Raw genomic sequence first — 20621 nt, forward strand, 5'->3', positions numbered from 1 at the left:
ACTCACGACCGTACGACGGGACCGGCCTGAGGGCTCCCCGGTTCGGGCGGCCGCCTCGTCCGCGCCTGCCGCGGCAGGTCGAGCGCCGCCGCCGAGTCGCAGTACTCCCGCACCGCGCTCGTCCGCGCCACCACCCGCCCCCGATGCACCACGATCCGGCTGTACGCCAGGGACAGCACGCCCGCGAGCCGCTCGCCCCGCACCGCCAGGAGCTCCGCCGGGAAGCCCGCCTCCACCCGTACCTCCGGAAGGCCCATCACCGCCCTGGCCTCCGTGCTCACCGCCCCGTACGCCTCCTCGGGCGACAGCCCGCCCTGCGAGGCCAGCAGATAGGCCGCCTCCAGCGGGTCCCCGCGCCCCACCGGGTTCGCCGCGTCCCGCAGCGCCCCGCTCCCGGCCGCCACCCGCACCCCCGCCGCCCGCAGCAGCCGCACCGGCGCCACGCCCCGGGGCCCGCCGTCCCGCGCCCCCGCGTCCGCGCACCCGCCCTGCGGCAGGCACACCACCGCCACGCCGGCCTCCGCCAGCCGCTCCGCCGCCCGCCCCGCCACCTCCGACGGGAGCCGGGCGAGGCCCGCGCACGGTCCGATCGTCACCCCGGGGACCAGCCCATCGGCCATCGCCGCCAGGCGGGCCAGCCACGCCGGATCGTCCCCCTCCGTGTGCAGGTCCACCGGCACCCCGTACTCCGCCGCCACCTCCAGGACCGCCGCCACGTGCCCGGCCGGATCCGGATCCAGGTCCGGACGCCCGCCGACCGCGCCCGCACCCCTCCGCACCGCCTCCCGCAGCAGCGCCCGCCCCTCCGCGCCCGCCGCCCCGCCGAGCAGCCGCGGCACGGCCACCGGCGTCAGCACGCCGAGGCCGTGCAGCGACCCCTGGACCCGCAGCACCGCCTCCAGCGGCCCCAGCCCGCGGTCGTCGCCGATCCGCACGTGCGCGCGCAGCGCGGTCGCGCCGTGCCCGAGCTGGAGCAGCGCGGCCTCCGTGGCCCGCCGCCGCACCTCCTCCCCGCCGTACGGGACGGGGCCGGGGGAGTCGGCGGAGAGCGCGCTGTCGGCGTGGGCGTGCGGCTCGGCGGGCGCGGGCAGCAGCAGATGGCCGGTGAGGTCCACCCGGGCGCCCGCGGTCACGGGCGCGAGGCTGCCCGCCGTGCCGACCGCCTCGATCCGGTCGCCCACGAGCCGCACGTCCACGGTCCGCCCGTCGGCGAGCCGCGCGTGCGAGAGCAGGAGCGAGGTCGGTCCGGCGCCGCCGGCGGCGCCGTCCCCGGGCGGCCGGGGCCGCTTGCTGTCGGCTGACATCCGGCTCCTCGCGCCTCCTCGGGATCGGGATCACCCGGCGTGGGCCCGAGCCTAGGGCGCCCGCGATGACCTGCGGGGAGGGGCGCGGCGGACGTACCCGATGAGGGCACGTGTGGCGTACGTGACACCTGGTGGGAAGGGCCGGAACGGCTCCGGGAAACGGATTTGGGAGATGGGCCGGAGACCGTGTAATGTCTTCCTCGCTCGCCCCAATAGCTCAGTCGGTAGAGCGTCTCCATGGTAAGGAGAAGGTCTACGGTTCGATTCCGTATTGGGGCTCTGGTGAGAAGGACCCGCCTTCGGGCGGGATCCGGATCATCAAAGCGGTGTAGCTCAGTCGGTAGAGCAAGCGGCTCATAATCGCTGTGTCACCGGTTCAAGTCCGGTCACCGCTACACACGGTAGCCGATTGCGGGGTCGGTCCTTCGATCGGCTACCCTTTTATGCGTTCATCCGTCCAACCGTCCGTCCAAGGAGCACTCACGTGGCTGCCACCGACGTCCGCCCGAAGATCACGCTGGCCTGCGTGGAGTGCAAGGAGCGGAACTACATCACCAAGAAGAACCGGCGCAACAACCCGGACCGTCTTGAGATGAAGAAGCACTGCCCTCGCTGCAACTCGCACACCGCGCACCGCGAGACGCGTTAATCAGGCTCGTACACGAGGCCGTCCCCGTTCGGGGGCGGCCTCGTGTCGTTTGTCGGAAACGAATTCCAGGAGGTATCGAGTCCATGGCGCTCGACCAGTCCTTCGTGGGCCGGACCTATCCGCCCACCCCGCCCTACGAGGTCGGCCGCGAGAAGATCCGCGAGTTCGCCGAGGCGATCGAGGACGCCAACCCCGCGTACACCGACGCCGAGGCGGCCAAGGCGCTCGGCCACCCCGACGTGATCGCCCCGCCCACCTTCGTGTTCGCCATCACGTTCAAGGCGGCCGGACAGGTCGTCGAGGACCCGCAGCTCGGCCTCGACTACAGCCGGGTCGTCCACGGCGACCAGAAGTTCGTCTACACCCGCCCCGTACGGGCCGGGGACCAGCTCTCCGTCACCTCCACCATCGAGGCGATCAAGTCCCTCGCGGGCAACGACATCCTGGACATCCGCGGCGAGGTCCACGACGAGACCGGCGAGCACGTCGTCACCGCCTGGACCAAGCTCGTCTCCCGAGCGCCCGAGGAGGCCTGACCATGACCGCGAAGATCGCCTACGACGAGGTCGAGGTCGGCACCGAGCTCCCCGCGCGGAGCTTCCCCGTGACCCGCGCCACCCTCGTCCGGTACGCCGGTGCCTCCGGGGACTTCAACCCCATCCACTGGAACGAGAAGTTCGCCGTCGGGGTCGGCCTGCCCGATGTCATCGCCCACGGCATGTTCACCATGGCCGAGGCGATCCGCGTCGTCACCGACTGGGCCGGCGACCCCGCCGCCGTCGTCGAGTACGGCGTCCGCTTCACCAAGCCCGTCGTCGTCCCCAACGACGACACCGGCGCCCTGATCGAGGTCGCCGCCAAGGTCGCGGCCAAGCTGGACGACGGCCTGGTACGGGTGGACCTCACCGCGACCAGCGCGGGCCAGAAGGTCCTGGGGATGAGCCGGGCCGTGGTGCGGCTCGCCTGAGGGGTACGTACGAGAGCCCCGGTGTCCGACGGCGCCGGGGCGCCGCCGTTTCACTCGTGAAACGGAATGTCCATCGAAATGGACGCCCCACGTACGCTGGGCCCGTGCAGCTCCTCAACGACGCCCCCCTCGCCCCCCTCACCACCTTCCGTCTCGGCGGCCCCGCCTCCCGGCTCGTCACCGCGACCACCGACGACGAGGTGATCGCGGCCGTCCGCGAGGCCGACGACGCCGGGACGCCGCTGCTGATCATCGGCGGCGGGTCCAACCTGGTCATCGGGGACAAGGGCTTCGACGGCACCGCGCTCCGGATCGCCACCACCGGCTTCTCCCTCGACGGGACCCGCCTTGAGCTGGCCGCCGGAGAGGTCTGGACGGACGCCGTCGCGCGGACCGTCGAGGCCGGGCTCGCCGGGATCGAGTGCCTGGCCGGGATCCCCGGCTCGGCCGGGGCCACCCCGATCCAGAACGTCGGCGCGTACGGACAGGACGTCTCCGCCACCGTCACCGAGGTCGTCGCGTACGACCGGACCACCCGCGAGACGGTCACGCTGGCAGGCGCCGAGTGCGCCTTCTCGTACCGGCACAGCCGCTTCAAGGAGCACCCCGAGCGGTACGTCGTGCTGCGGGTCCGCTTCGAGCTCGAAGACGCCGACGGGCTCTCCGCGCCGATCAAGTACGCCGAGACAGCCCGCGCCCTCGGCGTCGGGGCCGGGGACCGCGTCCCGCTCGCCGCCGCCCGCGAGACCGTCCTGAAGCTGCGCGCCGGGAAGGGCATGGTCCTGGACCCGGAGGACCACGACACCTGGTCGGCCGGCTCCTTCTTCACCAACCCGATCCTCACGGCCGGGCAGTACGAGGCGTTCCTCGCGCGCGTGGCCGAGCGCCTCGGCCCGGACGTCGCCCCGCCCGCCTTCCCCGCCGGCGACGACGCGGTGAAGACCTCGGCGGCCTGGCTGATCGACCGGGCCGGGTTCACCAAGGGGTACGGCTCCGGGCCCGCCCGGATCTCCACCAAGCACACGCTCGCCCTCACCAACCGGGGCGGGGCGACCACCGAGGACCTGCTCGCCCTCGCCCGCGAGGTCGTCGCCGGGGTCAGGGACGCCTTCGGGATCACCCTCGTCAACGAGCCCGTCACCGTCGGCGTCGAGATCTAGTACGGCCGGTACCGCTAGTACGCGACGCCCACGCCCTGCTTGATCGTCGCCGGTTCGTCGACCATCGCCAGCATCGCGTGCGCCACGTCCGCGCGGGACAGGAAGCGGCCCCGGGGCGGGGTGCCGCCGACGACCGTGCGGTACCGGCCGGTGACCGGTCCGTCCGTCAGCCGGGGCGGGCGCACGGCGGTCCAGTCGGCACCGCTCGCCGCGAGGTCGGACTCCATGGCCCGCAGGTCGTCGTAGACCTCCTTCAGGGCGGTGCCGACGACCGCGAGGACCGCCCGGTCCAGGACGCCCTGACCGGCCGGGACCGGGCCCAGCGGGGCCGCGCTGACCACCAGCAGGCGGCGCACCTTCTCGGCCTCCGCCGCCGCGAGCAGCGAGCGGGTCAGCCGGGCCGCCACGCCCGCGTCCGCGCGGCTCCTGGCGCCCAGGCCGGAGAGGACCGCGTCCCGGCCGGCGACCGCCGCGCGCAGGGCCTCCGGGTCGGACAGGTCCTCGGCCCGCCGGACCACGAGCCGCGTCCCGGTGACCGCGAGCCGCGCCGGGTCCCGTACCACCGCCGTCACCTCGTGGCCCGCGGCCAGCGCCTGGCGGACGACCTCCCGGCCGACGCCGCCGGTCGCGCCGAAGACGGTGAACCTCGTCATTCCGTGCCTCCCCCGTGGCAGGGCTCGTTCAGGACCCGATCCAGTCGTCGATCCCCGCGAGCAGCTTCTCCCGTACCCCCTCCGGGGCCGCCGAACCCCGCACCGACTGCCGTGCCAGCTCGGCCAGTTCCGCGTCCGTGAAGCCGTGGTGGCGGCGGGCGATCTCGTACTGCGCCGCGAGCCGCGAGCCGAAGAGCAGCGGGTCGTCCGCGCCGAGCGCCATCGGCACCCCGGCGTCGAAGAGCGTCCGCAGCGGTACGTCCTCGTGCCGCTCGTACACCCCGAGGGCCACGTTCGACGCCGGGCAGACCTCGCAGGTGACCCCGCGCTCCGCCAGCTTCCGCAGCAGCCTCGGGTCCTCCGCCGCCCGCACCCCGTGGCCGACCCGCGCCGCCCGCAGGTCGTCCAGGCAGTCCCGCACCGACGCCGGGCCCGTCAGCTCGCCGCCGTGTGGGGCCGCGAGGAGGCCGCCGTCCCGGGCGATCGCGAACGCCCGGTCGAAGTCCCGGGCCATGCCCCGGCGCTCGTCGTTGGAGAGCCCGAAGCCCACCACGCCCCGGTCCGCGAACCGCACCGCGAGCCGGGCCAGGGTGCGCGCCTCCAGGGGGTGCTTCATCCGGTTCGCCGCCACCAGGACCCGCATCCCGAGCCCGGTCTCCCGGGACGCCGACTCGACCGCGTCCAGGATGATCTCCAGGGCCGGGATGAGCCCGCCGAGGTGCGGGGCGTACGAGGTGGGGTCGACCTGGATCTCCAGCCACCCCGAACCGTCCCTGACGTCCTCCTCGGCCGCCTCGCGGACCAGCCGCCGGATGTCCTCGGGCGAGCGCAGGCAGGAGCGGGCGATGTCGTAGAGGCGCTGGAAGCGGAACCAGCCGCGCTCGTCGGTCGCCCGCAGCTTGGGGGGCGTACCGCTGCTCAGCGCTTCGGGGAGGTGCACGCCGTACTTGTCGGCCAGCTCGATCAGCGTCGTGGGCCGCATCGAACCGGTGAAGTGCAGGTGCAGATGGGCCTTGGGCAACAGGGTGAGGTCGCGGTCTTTGTGCTCCATCGACCGATCCTGCCGCACCCGAATGGGGGAGGACAGCCCCTTTCCCCGATCGGGGCCCTCCCGAACGCAGAAACGGGCCCCGGTTCCGAAGAACCGGGGCCCGTGCGCGGCTGCGATCAGTCCGTCGCCTCGGCCAGCAGCTTCTGGATCCGGGACACGCCCTCCACCAGGTCCTCGTCGCCGAGCGCGTACGACAGGCGCAGGTAGCCCGGGGTGCCGAAGGCCTCGCCCGGGACGACCGCGACCTCGGCCTCGTCCAGGATCAGGGCGGCCAGCTCGACCGAGGTCTGCGGGCGCTTGCCGCGGATCTCCTTGCCGAGCAGCCCCTTCACCGACGGGTACACGTAGAACGCGCCCTCCGGGGTCGGGCAGACGACGCCGTCGATCTCGTTCAGCATCCGCACGATCGTCTGGCGGCGCCGGTCGAAGGCGGTGCGCATCTCCGCGACCGCGTCCAGGTTCCCGGAGACGGCGGCGAGCGCGGCGACCTGCGCGACGTTGCTCACGTTGGACGTGGCGTGCGACTGGAGGTTCGTGGCGGCCTTCACGACGTCCTTGGGGCCCACGATCCACCCGACGCGCCAGCCCGTCATCGCGTACGTCTTCGCCACGCCGTTGACCACGACGCACTTGTCGCGCAGCTCGGGCACGATCGCCGGCAGCGAGGTGAACTTCGCGTCGCCGTAGACCAGGTGCTCGTAGATCTCGTCCGTGAGGACCCACAGGCCGTGCTCGACGGCCCAGCGGCCGATCGCCTCGGCGTCGGCCTCGCTGTAGACGGCGCCGGTCGGGTTCGAGGGGGAGACGAAGAGGACGACCTTGGTCTTCTCCGTGCGGGCCGCCTCCAGCTGCTCCACCGAGACCCGGTAGCCGGTCGTCTCGTCGGCCACGACCTCCACCGGCACGCCGCCCGCGAGACGGATCGACTCGGGGTACGTCGTCCAGTACGGCGCCGGGACGATGACCTCGTCGCCCGGGTCGAGGATCGCGGCGAAGGCCTCGTAGATCGCCTGCTTGCCGCCGTTGGTCACCAGGATCTGGGAGGCGTCGACCTCGTAGCCGGAGTCGCGCAGCGTCTTGGCGGCGATGGCGGACTTCAGCTCGGGCAGGCCGCCGGCCGGCGTGTAGCGGTGGTACTTCGGGTTCTTGCAGGCCTCCACGGCCGCCTCGACGATGTAGTCGGGGGTCGGGAAGTCGGGCTCGCCCGCGCCGAAACCGATCACCGGACGGCCGGCGGCCTTGAGGGCCTTGGCCTTGGCGTCGACGGCGAGGGTGGCGGACTCGGAGATCGCACCGATACGGGCGGAGACCCGACGCTCGGTGGGAGGGGTAGCAGCGCTCATGCGGCCCATCGTCCCAGACCGCGTCCTGGCCGGGCACACAGGTTTCACGGACCGGACAGGAACGGTCATTCCCGGTCGTACACGCGTCCCGCGGCGGGTCTGCGGCAGGTCGGGGCGCCTCCTGTTCGACGTAGGGGCCCAAGACCACGTATGCTCACTCCTCGTTGGTCCGCACCGGCCGCGTCTCACGATGCGGTAGGTTGGGGCATTGGCAAAGGGTCGTAGCTCAATTGGTAGAGCACCGGTCTCCAAAACCGGCGGTTGGGGGTTCAAGTCCCTCCGGCCCTGCTACACACACCGCCAGGTGTTGTGCGCATGTACGTACTTCATTGCACCGCCGTGCGGCTCCACCCGGGCGCGGCACGGCCGACCCGGAATCAGGTGAGACATCGTGACGGACGCCGTAGGCTCCATCGACACGCCTGATGCCGACGACGAGACGGCAGAGTCGAAGAAGAAGTCCCGCAAGGGCGGAAAGCGCGGGAAGAAGGGCCCACTGGGCCGCCTCGCGCTCTTCTACCGTCAGATCATCGCGGAGCTCCGCAAGGTCGTCTGGCCCACGCGCAGCCAGCTGTCGACGTACACCACCGTGGTGATCATCTTCGTCGTCATCATGATCGGCCTTGTCACCGTGATTGACTATGGCTTCCAGGAAGCAGTCAAGTACGTCTTCGGCTGACTTTTTGTTCCACCCCATCTGTATCGCAGGAAGAAGCAGCCACCGTGTCTGACGCGAACCTGAACGACGCCTTCGAGTCCGAGTCCGTCGAGGACGAGCTGGACATCGTCGAGGCCGCCGACGAGGACCAGGCCGACGCTGCTGAGGACGCTGCCGACGAGGCCGCCGCCGACGAGACCGTCGAGGACGAGGTCGCGGAGGACGAGGACGCCGCCGACGCGGTCGAGTCCGACGAGGACGACGAGGACGAGGTCGTCGCCGAGGTCGAGGAAGAGGAGGAGGCCGAGGAGGCCGAGGAGGCCGCTCCGGTCGACCCGGTCGCCGCGCTCCGCGAGGAGCTGCGCACTCTCCCCGGCGAGTGGTACGTCATCCACACCTACGCGGGCTACGAGAAGCGCGTGAAGGCCAACCTGGAGCAGCGCGCCGTCTCGCTCAACGTCGAGGACTTCATCTACCAGGCCGAGGTCCCCGAGGAAGAGATCGTCCAGATCAAGGGCGGCGAGCGGAAGAACGTCAAGCAGAACAAGCTCCCCGGCTACGTGCTCGTCCGCATGGACCTCACGAACGAGTCCTGGGGCGTCGTCCGCAACACCCCCGGCGTCACCGGCTTCGTGGGCAACGCCTACGACCCGTACCCGCTGACCCTGGACGAGATCGTCAAGATGCTCGCCCCGGAGGCCGAGGAGAAGGCCGCCCGCGAGGCCGCCGAGGCCGAGGGTAAGCCGGCTCCGGCCCGCAAGCTGGAGGTCCAGGTCCTGGACTTCGAGGTCGGCGACTCGGTCACCGTCACCGACGGCCCCTTCGCCACCCTCCAGGCCACGATCAACGAGATCAACGCCGACTCGAAGAAGGTCAAGGGCCTCGTCGAGATCTTCGGCCGCGAGACCCCGGTCGAGCTCAGCTTCGACCAGATCCAGAAGAACTGATCACACGGTTTTCCGACCAGGTCAGAGTGGCTGCGACAGCCGCTCTGACCTGCTCGGTTTTTAGCCGCACGTATATACCCGTTATTGTTGTGCGGTATGCCTCCATCCGTATGTCCGGATGGCGGGCTGAACACTCTCACTAGGACCCGGAGAGAGCAATGCCTCCCAAGAAGAAGAAGGTCACGGGGCTTATCAAGCTCCAGATCAACGCCGGTGCGGCCAACCCGGCCCCGCCGGTCGGTCCCGCACTGGGTCAGCACGGCGTCAACATCATGGAGTTCTGCAAGGCCTACAACGCCGCGACCGAGTCGCAGCGTGGCATGGTCGTGCCGGTGGAGATCACGGTCTACGAGGACCGCTCCTTCACCTTCATCACCAAGACTCCGCCGGCCGCCAAGCTGATCCTCAAGGCCGCGGGTGTGGACAAGGGCTCCGGCGAGCCGCACAAGACCAAGGTCGCCAAGCTCACCGCCGCCCAGGTCCGCGAGATCGCCACGGTCAAGCTCCCCGACCTGAACGCCAACGACCTGGACGCCGCGTCCAAGATCATCGCTGGCACCGCCCGTTCCATGGGCATCACGGTCGAGGGCTGACCAGCCCCCTCGTGACCCAGTGGTAGGGCCGGCGCGGCCCGCACCACGACTCCATACCTGAACCAACAGGAGAAGAAGTGAAGCGCAGCAAGGCTCTCCGCGGCGCGGACGCCAAGGTCGACCGCGAGCGGAACTATGCTCCCCTCGAGGCCGTCCGTCTCGCCAAGGACACCGCCACCACGAAGTTCGACGGCACCGTCGAGGTCGCCTTCCGCCTGGGTGTCGACCCGCGCAAGGCCGACCAGATGGTCCGTGGCACCGTGAACCTCCCGCACGGCACCGGCAAGACCGCCCGGGTCCTGGTCTTCGCGACCGGTGAGCGTGCCGAGGCCGCGATCGCCGCGGGCGCCGACATCGTCGGCTCCGACGAGCTCATCGACGAGATCTCCAAGGGCAACCGCCTGAACGAGTTCGACGCCGTGGTGGCCACCCCGGACCTCATGGGCAAGGTCGGCCGTCTCGGCCGCGTCCTCGGCCCGCGTGGTCTCATGCCCAACCCGAAGGTCGGCACCGTCACCCCCGACGTCGCCAAGGCCGTCAACGAGATCAAGGGCGGCAAGATCGAGTTCCGCGTCGACAAGCACTCGAACCTGCACTTCATCATCGGCAAGGTCTCCTTCGACGAGACGAAGCTGGTCGAGAACTACGCCGCGGCCCTGGAGGAGATCCTCCGTCTGAAGCCGTCCGCCGCCAAGGGCCGCTACATCAAGAAGGCGACCCTGACGACGACGATGGGCCCCGGCATCCCGCTGGACTCCAACCGCACCCGCAACCTCCTCGTCGAGGAGGACCCGGCCGCGGTCTGAGCCCCATCGGCTCGCTGAAGTGGTCAGCCGGCCCCGCACCTCTCCGGAGGTGCGGGGCCGGCTTTTTGCTACGGTTCAAAAGACTGCGAAGAACATGGATGACCAGGGGTGGGGAACATGGGCATGTCCGCATGGAAGCGCGCGGGCGTCGTCCTGACGGCCGCGGCCGTCGTGACGGGCCTCGCGGGCTGTCAGGACGACGGGGACGAGGGCGCGAAGAAGCCGGCGGCGGCCCCGGCGCCCGCCGCGCCGAAGACGCAGACCCTCGGCGAGGTCACGAAGGTCATCCAGGCCGCGTACACGAAGACCTCCGAGGCCAAGGCCGCCAAGGTCAGGATGACGATGAGCCTGAGCGGCGCCGGGGCGGAGTCCGGCACGACGCAGCTCACCGGCGTCCAGGGCTGGGACCCCGCGGTGATGGACATCACCATGAAGGGCCCCCTGCTCGGCGCGGGCGACCCGGCGGGCCCGCAGCAGGCCCGCATGATCATGCTCGATGACGTCATGTACATGGACATGGGTGCCGAGCAGGCCGCCGAGATGGACGGCAAGCGCTGGATGAAGCTGGACCTGAAGGCCGCCGCCGAGGCCTCCGGCGACAAGGCGCTGCAGAAGCAGATGACCGGCGGCCTGGAGAGCATGAACCAGGACCCGGCCCGGCAGCTCGCCCTGCTGCTCGACTCCCCGGACCTCAAGCACGTGGGGGCCGAGAAGATCAACGGCATGGAGACGCAGCACTACAAGGGCACGCTCACCCTCGAGCAGATGCTCAAGGCGAACGAGGCCTCCGAGCTCCTCCCCGAGAAGGACTACGAGGCCCTCGTCGCCGGCGCGAGGAAGTCCGGGCTCAAGGGCTACGACACCGAGATCTGGGTCAACGAGGACGGCTACCCGGCCCGCATGGACCTCGGCATGACCATGGCCGCCGGCTCGATGCGGATGCGCGCCGACTACAGCGACTACGGCACCAGGACCGCCGTCCAGGCCCCGCCCGCCGCCGACACCTTCGACCTCTTCACGATGCTGAAGGAGCTGGGGCAGGGCTGATTTGCCCCTGACCGACCCGGTCGCGTACGCTTCCACAGAAGCCAAAGACCGCTGGTCGTCTCCGCGCCCATACGGGTGCGGTGGCCGAAGGATTCGCTGAGAGACGCGAACGACCCGCGCAGGTGACTGTGGAAGAGTTCCCGATTCCTTGTGAAACGGTCGAGCTGAGCCCCGTGCGCCTGCGCCCGGGGCGTTTTGTTTTTGTTCAGCCCCTTCCGAGCGGTCCCATCACCCGGAAGGAGGCCGACGCTTATGGCAAGGCCCGACAAGGCTGCCTCGGTGGCCGAGCTGGAGGACCAGTTCCGCAGCTCGAACGCCGCTGTGCTGACCGAGTACCGGGGTCTCACCGTCGCGCAGCTCAAGACGCTGCGTCGTTCGCTCGGTGAGAACGCCCAGTACGCCGTGGTGAAGAACACGCTGACCAAGATTGCGGCCAACCAGGCCGGGATCACCGCGCTGGACGAGCACTTCGCTGGTCCGACCGCGGTCGCCTTCGTCACCGGTGACCCGGTGGAGTCGGCGAAGGCCCTGCGTGACTTCGCCAAGGAGAACCCGAACCTCATCATCAAGGGCGGTGTCCTTGACGGTAAGGCGCTCTCCGCCGATGAGATCAAGAAGCTCGCGGACCTCGAGTCCCGCGAGGTTCTGCTCAGCAAGCTGGCCGGCGCGTTCAAGGGCAAGCAGTCCCAGGCTGCCTCGCTCTTCCAGGCGCTGCCGTCGAAGTTCGTCCGCACCGCGGAGGCGCTTCGCGTCAAGCTCGCCGAGCAGGGCGGTGCCGAGTAATTCGGCTCGCGCATTGATCCGCGCCGCCTAGTGCGCGGATCGCAGCGGGCCGACAGTACGCCCGCCTCTACACACCTCCGGCACCTGCCGAATTAGTGGAAGGATCGCCCATCATGGCGAAGCTCACCCAGGACGAACTCCTCGCCCAGTTCGAGGAGCTCACCCTCATCGAGCTCTCCGAGTTCGTGAAGGCCTTCGAGGAGAAGTTCGACGTCACCGCCGCCGCGGCCGTCGCCGTCGCCGCCCCGGGTCAGGGTGGTGGCGACGCCGCCGCCGCCGTCGAGGAGCAGGACGAGTTCGACGTCATCCTCGAGGGTGCCGGCGACAAGAAGATCCAGGTCATCAAGGTCGTGCGCGAGCTCACCTCCCTGGGCCTCAAGGAGGCCAAGGACCTCGTCGACGGCACCCCGAAGCCGGTCCTCGAGAAGGTCGCGAAGGACGTCGCCGAGAAGGCCGCCGAGTCCCTCAAGGCCGCCGGTGCCGCTGTCACGGTCAAGTAAGGCCGTTTCGGTTCGCTGAGCCGACTCCTGCTCCCGTGTGACGCGTCCGTGTAACGCGGGAGCACCGAAGGGCGATCATCCACATGGGTGGTCGCCTTTCGGCGTTCCCGGAAGCGGGCGTGGCGGGCGTCCGGGGGGCCGTCGGAAGCGGAGTATGGTGATCTTCGCCGTGCGCCCCGCGAGGCGGGGCCCCTTGACGAACCGCACGCAGCGCGCAATTCTCAGGACGCGTCGTCACAACGATCCGTATCCGAGGCATGGATCGACGGCGGAACGGGCAGTATCGAGGTGCGCCGCACGGCGCGAAGTAGCGCGGAGTTGAGAGCAACGAGGGTCGCGAAGAACTCGCCCTGGACATCAGTGAGCCAAGTGGCTACACTGACCCTTTGCGCTGCCTGTTAGCTGCCCCCTGCCCGTCACCAGGGGCATACCTTCGCATCCGTTTCATCGGCCGACCCCTTCTGACCTGGCCTTTCGGTCATTTCAGGAAACGTCTGCCCTGAAGCTCTGCTGGGGACCGGTACGCGCGTAGTGAGTCCGAGCCCTCGGAAGGACCCCCTCTTGGCCGCCTCGCGCAACGCCTCGACCAATACGAACAACGGCGCAAGCACCGCCCCGCTGCGCATCTCCTTTGCAAAGATCAAGGAGCCCCTCGAGGTTCCGAACCTCCTCGCGCTGCAGACCGAGAGCTTTGACTGGCTGCTCGGCAACGCCGCCTGGAAGGCTCGCGTCGAGGCTGCCCTTGAGTCGGGACAGGACGTCCCCACGAAGTCCGGCCTGGAGGAGATCTTCGAGGAGATCTCCCCGATCGAGGACTTCTCCGGGTCGATGTCGCTGACCTTCCGCGACCACCGCTTCGAGCCGCCGAAGAACTCGATCGACGAGTGCAAGGACCGTGACTTCACGTACGGCGCCCCGCTCTTCGTCACCGCCGAGTTCACCAACAACGAGACCGGCGAGATCAAGTCCCAGACGGTCTTCATGGGCGACTTCCCGCTCATGACCAACAAGGGCACCTTCGTCATCAACGGCACCGAGCGTGTCGTGGTGTCGCAGCTGGTCCGTTCGCCGGGCGTCTACTTCGACTCCTCGATCGACAAGACGTCCGACAAGGACATCTTCTCCGCCAAGATCATCCCGTCCCGGGGTGCCTGGCTGGAGATGGAGATCGACAAGCGCGACCTGGTCGGCGTCCGCATCGACCGCAAGCGCAAGCAGTCGGTCACCGTCCTCCTGAAGGCCCTCGGCTGGACCACCGAGCAGATCCTCCAGGAGTTCGGCGAGTACGAGTCCATGCGCGCCACCCTGGAGAAGGACCACACCCAGGGCCAGGACGACGCGCTGCTCGACATCTACCGCAAGCTCCGTCCGGGCGAGCCGCCGACCCGTGAGGCCGCTCAGACGCTGCTCGAGAACCTCTACTTCAACCCGAAGCGCTACGACCTCGCGAAGGTCGGCCGCTACAAGGTGAACAAGAAGCTCGGCGCGGACGAGCCGCTGGACGCCGGCGTCCTCACCACCGACGACGTCATCGCCACGATCAAGTACCTCGTGAAGCTCCACGCGGGCGAGACCGAGACGATCGGCGAGAACGGCAACGAGATCGTCGTCGAGACCGACGACATCGACCACTTCGGCAACCGTCGTCTGCGCAACGTCGGCGAGCTCATCCAGAACCAGGTCCGCACGGGCCTGGCCCGGATGGAGCGCGTCGTCCGCGAGCGGATGACCACGCAGGACGTCGAGGCGATCACGCCGCAGACCCTGATCAACATCCGGCCGGTCGTCGCCTCCATCAAGGAGTTCTTCGGCACCAGCCAGCTGTCGCAGTTCATGGACCAGAACAACCCGCTGTCGGGTCTGACGCACAAGCGTCGTCTCTCGGCGCTGGGTCCCGGTGGTCTGTCCCGCGAGCGGGCCGGCTTCGAGGTCCGAGACGTGCACCCGTCCCACTACGGACGCATGTGCCCGATCGAGACCCCCGAAGGCCCGAACATCGGTCTGATCGGTTCGCTCGCCTCGTACGGCCGCGTCAACGCGTTCGGCTTCATCGAGACGCCGTACCGCAAGGTCGTCGACGGCCAGGTCACCGACGAGGTCGACTACGTCACCGCCGACGAGGAGGACCGCTTCGTCATCGCGCAGGCCAACGCCGGCCTCGACGACGACCTGCGCTTCACCGAGAACCGCGTCCTGGTCCGCAAGCGTGGCGGCGAGGTCGACTACGTCCTCCCGGCCGACGTGGACTACATGGACGTCTCGCCGCGCCAGATGGTGTCGGTCGCGACCGCGATGATCCCGTTCCTGGAGCACGACGACGCCAACCGCGCCCTCATGGGCGCGAACATGATGCGCCAGGCCGTGCCCCTCATCAAGTCCGAGGCCCCGCTCGTCGGCACCGGCATGGAGTACCGCTGCGCCACCGACGCCGGCGACGTGCTCAAGGCCGAGAAGGACGGTGTCGTCCAGGAGCTGTCGGCCGACTACATCACGGTCGCCAACGACGACGGCACGTACATCACGTACCGCCTGCACAAGTTCTCCCGCTCCAACCAGGGCACCTCTGTGAACCAGAAGGTCGTCGTGGATGAGGGCGACCGCGTCATCGAGGGCCAGGTCCTCGCCGACGGTCCCGCCACCGAAGACGGCGAGATGGCGCTCGGCAAGAACCTGCTCGTGGCGTTCATGCCGTGGGAGGGCCACAACTACGAGGACGCGATCATCCTGTCGCAGCGCCTCGTGCAGGACGACGTCCTCTCCTCGATCCACATCGAGGAGCACGAGGTCGACGCCCGTGACACCAAGCTGGGCCCCGAGGAGATCACCCGGGACATCCCGAACGTCTCCGAGGAGGTCCTCGCCGACCTCGACGAGCGCGGCATCATCCGCATCGGTGCCGAGGTCGTCGCCGGCGACATCCTGGTCGGCAAGGTCACGCCCAAGGGCGAGACCGAGCTGACCCCGGAGGAGCGCCTGCTCCGCGCGATCTTCGGTGAGAAGGCCCGCGAGGTCCGCGACACCTCCCTGAAGGTGCCCCACGGCGAGATCGGCAAGATCATCGGCGTGCGCGTCTTCGACCGCGAGGAGGGCGACGAGCTTCCCCCCGGCGTGAACCAGCTGGTCCGCGTCTACGTCGCCCAGAAGCGCAAGATCACCGACGGTGACAAGCTCGCCGGCCGTCACGGCAACAAGGGCGTCATCTCGAAGATCCTGCCGATCGAGGACATGCCGTTCCTGGAGGACGGCACCCCGGTCGACATCATCCTCAACCCGCTGGGTGTCCCGTCCCGAATGAACCCGGGACAGGTCCTGGAGATCCACCTCGGCTGGCTCGCCAGCCGCGGCTGGGACGTCTCCGGCCTCGCGGACGACTGGGCGCAGCGCCTCCAGGCCATCGGCGCCGACCAGGTCGCCCCCGGCACCAACGTCGCCACCCCGGTCTTCGACGGTGCGCGCGAGGACGAGCTCGCGGGCCTGCTGAACCACACCATCCCGAACCGCGACGGCGAGCGCATGGTGCTCCCGACCGGCAAGGCGAGGATGTTCGACGGCCGCTCCGGCGAGCCGTTCCCGGACCCGATCTCCGTCGGGTACATGTACATCCTCAAGCTCCACCACCTGGTCGACGACAAGCTCCACGCGCGTTCGACCGGCCCGTACTCGATGATCACCCAGCAGCCGCTGGGTGGTAAGGCCCAGTTCGGTGGCCAGCGCTTCGGTGAGATGGAGGTGTGGGCGCTGGAGGCTTACGGCGCCGCGTACGCCCTCCAGGAGCTGCTGACGATCAAGTCCGACGACGTGACCGGCCGCGTGAAGGTCTACGAGGCCATCGTCAAGGGCGAGAACATCCCTGAGCCCGGCATCCCCGAGTCCTTCAAGGTGCTCATCAAGGAGATGCAGTCCCTGTGCCTCAACGTGGAGGTGCTGTCCTCGGACGGCATGTCCATCGAGATGCGCGACACCGACGAGGACGTCTTCCGCGCAGCGGAGGAGCTCGGCATCGACCTGTCCCGGCGCGAGCCGAGCAGCGTCGAAGAGGTCTGACGGGAGTCCGGTCGGGGGGACCAGTCACGGTCCCCCCGCCGGCCCCAGGACCCCCGTATCAGACCCACAGCCTTACAACCCTGAGAGGGATTGACGCATAGTGCTCGACGTCAACTTCTTCGACGAGCTCCGGATCGGTCTGGCCACCGCTGACGACATCCGTCAGTGGAGCCACGGCGAGGTCAAGAAGCCGGAGACCATCAACTACCGCACGCTCAAGCCCGAGAAGGACGGACTCTTCTGCGAGAAGATCTTCGGTCCGACCCGGGACTGGGAGTGCTACTGCGGCAAGTACAAGCGCGTCCGCTTCAAGGGCATCATCTGCGAGCGGTGTGGCGTCGAGGTCACCCGCGCCAAGGTGCGCCGCGAGCGGATGGGCCACATCGAGCTCGCCGCTCCCGTCACCCACATCTGGTACTTCAAGGGCGTCCCGTCGCGCCTCGGGTACCTGCTCGACCTCGCCCCGAAGGACCTGGAGAAGGTCATCTACTTCGCGGCGTACATGATCACGTACGTCGACGACGAGCGCCGTACGCGTGACCTGCCCTCCCTGGAGGCGCACGTCTCCGTCGAGCGCCAGCAGATCGAGAACCGTCGCGACTCCGACCTGGAGGCCCGCGCCAAGAAGCTCGAGAACGACCTCGCCGAGCTGGAGGCCGAGGGCGCCAAGGCCGACGTGCGCCGCAAGGTGCGCGAGGGTGCCGAGCGCGAGATGAAGCAGCTGCGCGACCGCGCGCAGCGCGAGATCGACCGTCTGGACGAGGTCTGGTCGCGCTTCAAGAACCTCAAGGTCCAGGACCTGGAGGGCGACGAGCTCCTCTACCGCGAGCTGCGTGACCGCTTCGGCACGTACTTCGACGGCTCGATGGGTGCCGCGGCGCTGCAGAAGCGCCTGGAGTCCTTCGACCTGGAGGAGGAGGCCGAGCGCCTCCGCGAGATCATCCGCACCGGCAAGGGCCAGAAGAAGACCCGTGCGCTCAAGCGCCTCAAGGTCGTCTCCGCGTTCCTGCAGACCGCGAACAGCCCCAAGGGCATGGTTCTCGACTGCGTGCCGGTCATCCCGCCGGACCTGCGTCCGATGGTGCAGCTGGACGGTGGCCGCTTCGCGACCTCCGACCTGAACGACCTGTACCGCCGCGTGATCAACCGCAACAACCGCCTGAAGCGGCTTCTCGACCTCGGCGCGCCCGAGATCATCGTGAACAACGAGAAGCGCATGCTCCAGGAGGCCGTGGACGCCCTCTTCGACAACGGTCGTCGCGGTCGCCCGGTCACCGGTCCCGGCAACCGCCCGCTGAAGTCCCTGAGCGACATGCTCAAGGGCAAGCAGGGTCGTTTCCGTCAGAACCTGCTCGGCAAGCGAGTCGACTACTCGGCCCGTTCCGTCATCGTCGTCGGCCCGCAGCTCAAGCTGCACCAGTGCGGTCTGCCGAAGGCCATGGCCCTGGAGCTCTTCAAGCCGTTCGTGATGAAGCGCCTGGTCGACCTGAACCACGCGCAGAACATCAAGTCGGCCAAGCGGATGGTCGAGCGCGGCCGCACGGTCGTGTACGACGTCCTCGAAGAGGTCATCGCCGAGCACCCGGTCCTCCTGAACCGTGCGCCCACGCTGCACCGCCTCGGCATCCAGGCCTTCGAGCCGCAGCTGGTCGAGGGCAAGGCCATCCAGATCCACCCGCTCGTCTGCACCGCGTTCAACGCGGACTTCGACGGTGACCAGATGGCCGTCCACCTGCCGCTCTCCGCGGAGGCGCAGGCCGAGGCCCGCATCCTGATGCTGTCCTCGAACAACATCCTCAAGCCGGCCGACGGCCGCCCGGTCACGATGCCGACCCAGGACATGGTCCTCGGTCTGTTCTTCCTGACCACCGACGGCGAGCTCCGTGACACCAAGGGCGAGGGCCGCGCGTTCGGCTCCACGGCCGAGGCGATCATGGCGTTCGACGCCGGCGAGCTCGCGCTGCAGTCGCCGATCGACATCCGCTTCCCGGTGGGCACCATCCCGCCGCGCGGCTGGACCCCGCCGGCGCGCGAGGAGGGCGAGCCCGAGTGGCAGCAGGGGGACTCGTTCCGTCTGCGCACCACCCTGGGCCGCGCGCTCTTCAACGAGCTGCTGCCCGAGGACTACCCGTTCGTCGACTACTCGGTGGGCAAGAAGCAGCTCTCCGAGATCGTCAACGACCTGGCCGAGCGCTACCCCAAGGTCATCGTGGCGGCGACGCTCGACAACCTGAAGGCGTCCGGCTTCTTCTGGGCGACCCGCTCCGGCGTCACCGTGGCCATCTCCGACGTCGTCGTCCCCGAGGCGAAGAAGGAGATCGTCGCCGGGTACGAGGCGCAGGACGAGAAGGTCCAGAAGCAGTACGAGCGCGGTCTGATCACCAAGGAAGAGCGCACGCAGGAGCTCATCGCGATCTGGACCAAGGCGACCAACGAGGTCGCCGAGGCGATGAACGCGAACTTCCCCAAGACGAACCCCATCTTCATGATGGTTGACTCGGGTGCCCGAGGAAACATGATGCAGATGCGGCAGATCGCCGGTATGCGTGGTCTGGTGTCGAACGCGAAGAACGAGACCATCCCGCGTCCCATCAAGGCGTCCTTCCGCGAGGGTCTGTCCGTCCTCGAGTACTTCATCTCGACGCACGGTGCCCGTAAGGGTCTCGCCGACACCGCCCTGCGTACCGCCGACTCGGGTTACCTGACCCGTCGTCTGGTGGACGTCTCGCAGGACGTCATCATCCGCGAGGAGGACTGCGGCACCGAGCGCGGTCTGAAGCTGCGGATCGCGGCGAAGGACGAGACGGGTGTCCTGCGCAAGACGGACGACGTCGAGACCTCCGTGTACGCGCGGATGCTCGCCGAGGACGTCGTCGTGGACGGCAAGGTCATCGCGCCGGCCAACGTCGACCTGGGTGACGTGCTCATCGACGCCCTGGTCAACGCGGGCGTCGAGGAGGTCAAGACCCGTTCGGTCCTGACCTGTGAGTCGGCCGTCGGCACCTGCGCGTTCTGCTACGGCCGTTCGCTCGCCACCGGCAAGCTGGTCGACATCGGTGAGGCGGTCGGCATCATCGCCGCCCAGTCCATCGGTGAGCCCGGTACCCAGCTGACGATGCGTACCTTCCACACCGGTGGTGTGGCCGGTGACGACATCACGCAGGGTCTGCCCCGTGTCGTCGAGCTCTTCGAGGCCCGGCAGCCGAAGGGTGTCGCCCCGATCTCGGAGGCGGCCGGCCGCGTCCGCATCGAGGAGACCGAGAAGACCAAGAAGATCGTCGTCACCCCGGACGACGGCACCGACGAGACGGCGTTCCCGATCTCGAAGCGTGCCCGTCTGCTCGTGGGCGAGGGCGACCACGTCGAGGTGGGCCAGAAGCTCACCGTGGGTGCCACCAACCCGCACGACGTGCTCCGGATCCTCGGTCAGCGCGCGGTCCAGGTCCACCTGGTCGGCGAGGTCCAGAAGGTCTACAACTCGCAGGGCGTGTCGATCCACGACAAGCACATCGAGATCATCATCCGGCAGATGCTGCGCCGCGTGACGATCATCGAGTCCGGCGACGCGGAGCTGCTTCCGGGCGAGCTGGTCGAGCGGTCGAAGTTCGAGACCGAGAACCGTCGTGTGGTCACCGAGGGCGGTCACCCCGCCTCCGGCCGTCCGCAGCTGATGGGTATCACCAAGGCCTCGCTCGCGACGGAGTCCTGGCTGTCGGCCGCCTCCTTCCAGGAGACGACCCGAGTCCTGACGGACGCGGCGATCAACGCCAAGTCCGACAGCCTCATCGGCCTCAAGGAGAACGTCATCATCGGTAAGCTCATCCCGGCCGGTACGGGTCTGTCCCGCTACCGCAACATCCGGGTCGAGCCGACCGAGGAGGCGAAGGCCGCGATGTACTCGGCCGTCGGCTACGACGACATCGACTACTCGCCGTTCGGCTCCGGCTCCGGCCAGGCCGTTCCGCTGGAGGACTACGACTACGGCCCGTACAACGGCTGAGAGTCACCCGCGTGACGAGAAGCCCCCCGCCGCTCCGAGAGGAGCGGCGGGGGGCTTCTTCGTGCTGCGTGCGCGGTACCGCCCCCCTTCCCTCCCCCGGGGTGGATCCCCGGGGG

The 20621-nt window shown here is 69.1% G+C and carries 17 protein-coding genes and 3 tRNA genes; 16 read left to right on the forward strand and 4 right to left on the reverse strand.

Features of this window, described 5'->3' with window-relative positions; genetic code table 11:
- Positions 1-2: 2 nt before the first annotated feature.
- The gene (locus AB0398_RS00115; protein ID WP_366370998.1) at positions 3-1304 is read right to left on the reverse strand and encodes an amidohydrolase family protein; all 1302 of its coding nucleotides are present in this window, start codon (positions 1302-1304) and stop codon (positions 3-5) included.
- Positions 1305-1510: 206 nt separating this feature from the next.
- Between AB0398_RS00115 and AB0398_RS00120 the strand changes: the two genes are divergently transcribed.
- The 6 genes from AB0398_RS00120 to AB0398_RS00145 all read left to right on the forward strand — a co-directional run bounded on the left by AB0398_RS00120 (position 1511) and on the right by AB0398_RS00145 (position 4080).
- Positions 1511-1583, forward strand: a tRNA-Thr gene (locus AB0398_RS00120).
- A 43-nt stretch (positions 1584-1626) separates the two neighbouring features.
- Positions 1627-1699, forward strand: a tRNA-Met gene (locus AB0398_RS00125).
- Positions 1700-1788: 89 nt separating this feature from the next.
- Entirely contained in the window at positions 1789-1953 is a 165-nt protein-coding gene (rpmG, locus tag AB0398_RS00130) for a 50S ribosomal protein L33 (RefSeq protein WP_003956487.1), read from the forward strand.
- Between the two features lie 83 nt (positions 1954-2036).
- Entirely contained in the window at positions 2037-2489 is a 453-nt protein-coding gene (locus AB0398_RS00135) for a MaoC family dehydratase N-terminal domain-containing protein (protein ID WP_366371000.1), read from the forward strand.
- Positions 2490-2491: 2 nt separating this feature from the next.
- Positions 2492-2920 carry a MaoC family dehydratase gene (locus tag AB0398_RS00140; RefSeq protein WP_366371002.1) on the forward strand — a complete coding sequence of 143 codons (429 nt, stop codon included), beginning with the start codon at positions 2492-2494 and terminating at the stop codon, positions 2918-2920.
- A 104-nt stretch (positions 2921-3024) separates the two neighbouring features.
- The gene (locus tag AB0398_RS00145; RefSeq protein WP_366371004.1) at positions 3025-4080 is read left to right on the forward strand and encodes a UDP-N-acetylmuramate dehydrogenase; all 1056 of its coding nucleotides are present in this window, start codon (positions 3025-3027) and stop codon (positions 4078-4080) included.
- A gap of 14 nt (positions 4081-4094) precedes the next feature.
- On the opposite strand, the gene AB0398_RS00150 is transcribed toward AB0398_RS00145, so the two are convergent.
- From AB0398_RS00150 to AB0398_RS00160, 3 genes are all read right to left on the reverse strand, one after another.
- Complete coding sequence (locus AB0398_RS00150; protein ID WP_366371006.1) at positions 4095-4733, reverse strand: NAD(P)H-binding protein; 639 nt, start codon at positions 4731-4733, stop codon at positions 4095-4097.
- Between the two features lie 28 nt (positions 4734-4761).
- Positions 4762-5784 (reverse strand): adenosine deaminase, encoded by a 1023-nt coding sequence (locus tag AB0398_RS00155; RefSeq protein WP_366371007.1) that lies wholly within the window; start codon positions 5782-5784, stop codon positions 4762-4764.
- A 116-nt stretch (positions 5785-5900) separates the two neighbouring features.
- Complete coding sequence (locus AB0398_RS00160) at positions 5901-7127, reverse strand: pyridoxal phosphate-dependent aminotransferase (protein ID WP_351972183.1); 1227 nt, start codon at positions 7125-7127, stop codon at positions 5901-5903.
- Between the two features lie 215 nt (positions 7128-7342).
- Between AB0398_RS00160 and AB0398_RS00165 the strand changes: the two genes are divergently transcribed.
- The 10 genes from AB0398_RS00165 (at position 7343) to AB0398_RS00210 (ending at position 20505) form a co-directional block, all read left to right on the forward strand.
- Positions 7343-7415 (forward strand) — tRNA-Trp (locus AB0398_RS00165).
- Between the two features lie 103 nt (positions 7416-7518).
- Positions 7519-7806 (forward strand): preprotein translocase subunit SecE, encoded by a 288-nt coding sequence (secE, locus tag AB0398_RS00170; RefSeq protein WP_030208944.1) that lies wholly within the window; start codon positions 7519-7521, stop codon positions 7804-7806.
- A gap of 44 nt (positions 7807-7850) precedes the next feature.
- Positions 7851-8732 carry a transcription termination/antitermination protein NusG gene (gene nusG, locus AB0398_RS00175; protein ID WP_366371009.1) on the forward strand — a complete coding sequence of 294 codons (882 nt, stop codon included), beginning with the start codon at positions 7851-7853 and terminating at the stop codon, positions 8730-8732.
- Positions 8733-8890: 158 nt separating this feature from the next.
- Positions 8891-9325 (forward strand): 50S ribosomal protein L11, encoded by a 435-nt coding sequence (gene rplK, locus AB0398_RS00180; RefSeq protein WP_030318720.1) that lies wholly within the window; start codon positions 8891-8893, stop codon positions 9323-9325.
- A gap of 77 nt (positions 9326-9402) precedes the next feature.
- Entirely contained in the window at positions 9403-10131 is a 729-nt protein-coding gene (gene rplA / locus AB0398_RS00185; RefSeq protein WP_121831424.1) for a 50S ribosomal protein L1, read from the forward strand.
- A gap of 117 nt (positions 10132-10248) precedes the next feature.
- Positions 10249-11178 carry a hypothetical protein gene (locus tag AB0398_RS00190; RefSeq protein ID WP_366371012.1) on the forward strand — a complete coding sequence of 310 codons (930 nt, stop codon included), beginning with the start codon at positions 10249-10251 and terminating at the stop codon, positions 11176-11178.
- Positions 11179-11430: 252 nt separating this feature from the next.
- Positions 11431-11961, forward strand: a complete 531-nt coding sequence (gene rplJ / locus AB0398_RS00195; RefSeq protein ID WP_062752794.1) for a 50S ribosomal protein L10 — start codon at positions 11431-11433, stop codon at positions 11959-11961.
- A gap of 113 nt (positions 11962-12074) precedes the next feature.
- Positions 12075-12461 carry a 50S ribosomal protein L7/L12 gene (gene rplL, locus AB0398_RS00200; RefSeq protein ID WP_366371014.1) on the forward strand — a complete coding sequence of 129 codons (387 nt, stop codon included), beginning with the start codon at positions 12075-12077 and terminating at the stop codon, positions 12459-12461.
- A 561-nt stretch (positions 12462-13022) separates the two neighbouring features.
- Positions 13023-16505, forward strand: a complete 3483-nt coding sequence (gene rpoB, locus AB0398_RS00205; RefSeq protein ID WP_366371016.1) for a DNA-directed RNA polymerase subunit beta — start codon at positions 13023-13025, stop codon at positions 16503-16505.
- A gap of 100 nt (positions 16506-16605) precedes the next feature.
- On the forward strand, positions 16606-20505 hold the full coding sequence (locus AB0398_RS00210) for a DNA-directed RNA polymerase subunit beta' (protein ID WP_366371018.1): 3900 nt from the start codon (positions 16606-16608) through the stop codon (positions 20503-20505).
- The last annotated feature ends 116 nt before the right edge of the window (positions 20506-20621 follow it).

The sequence above is a fragment of the Streptomyces sp. NPDC086147 genome, assembly GCF_040702165.1.
Lineage (GTDB): Bacteria > Actinomycetota > Actinomycetes > Streptomycetales > Streptomycetaceae > Streptomyces.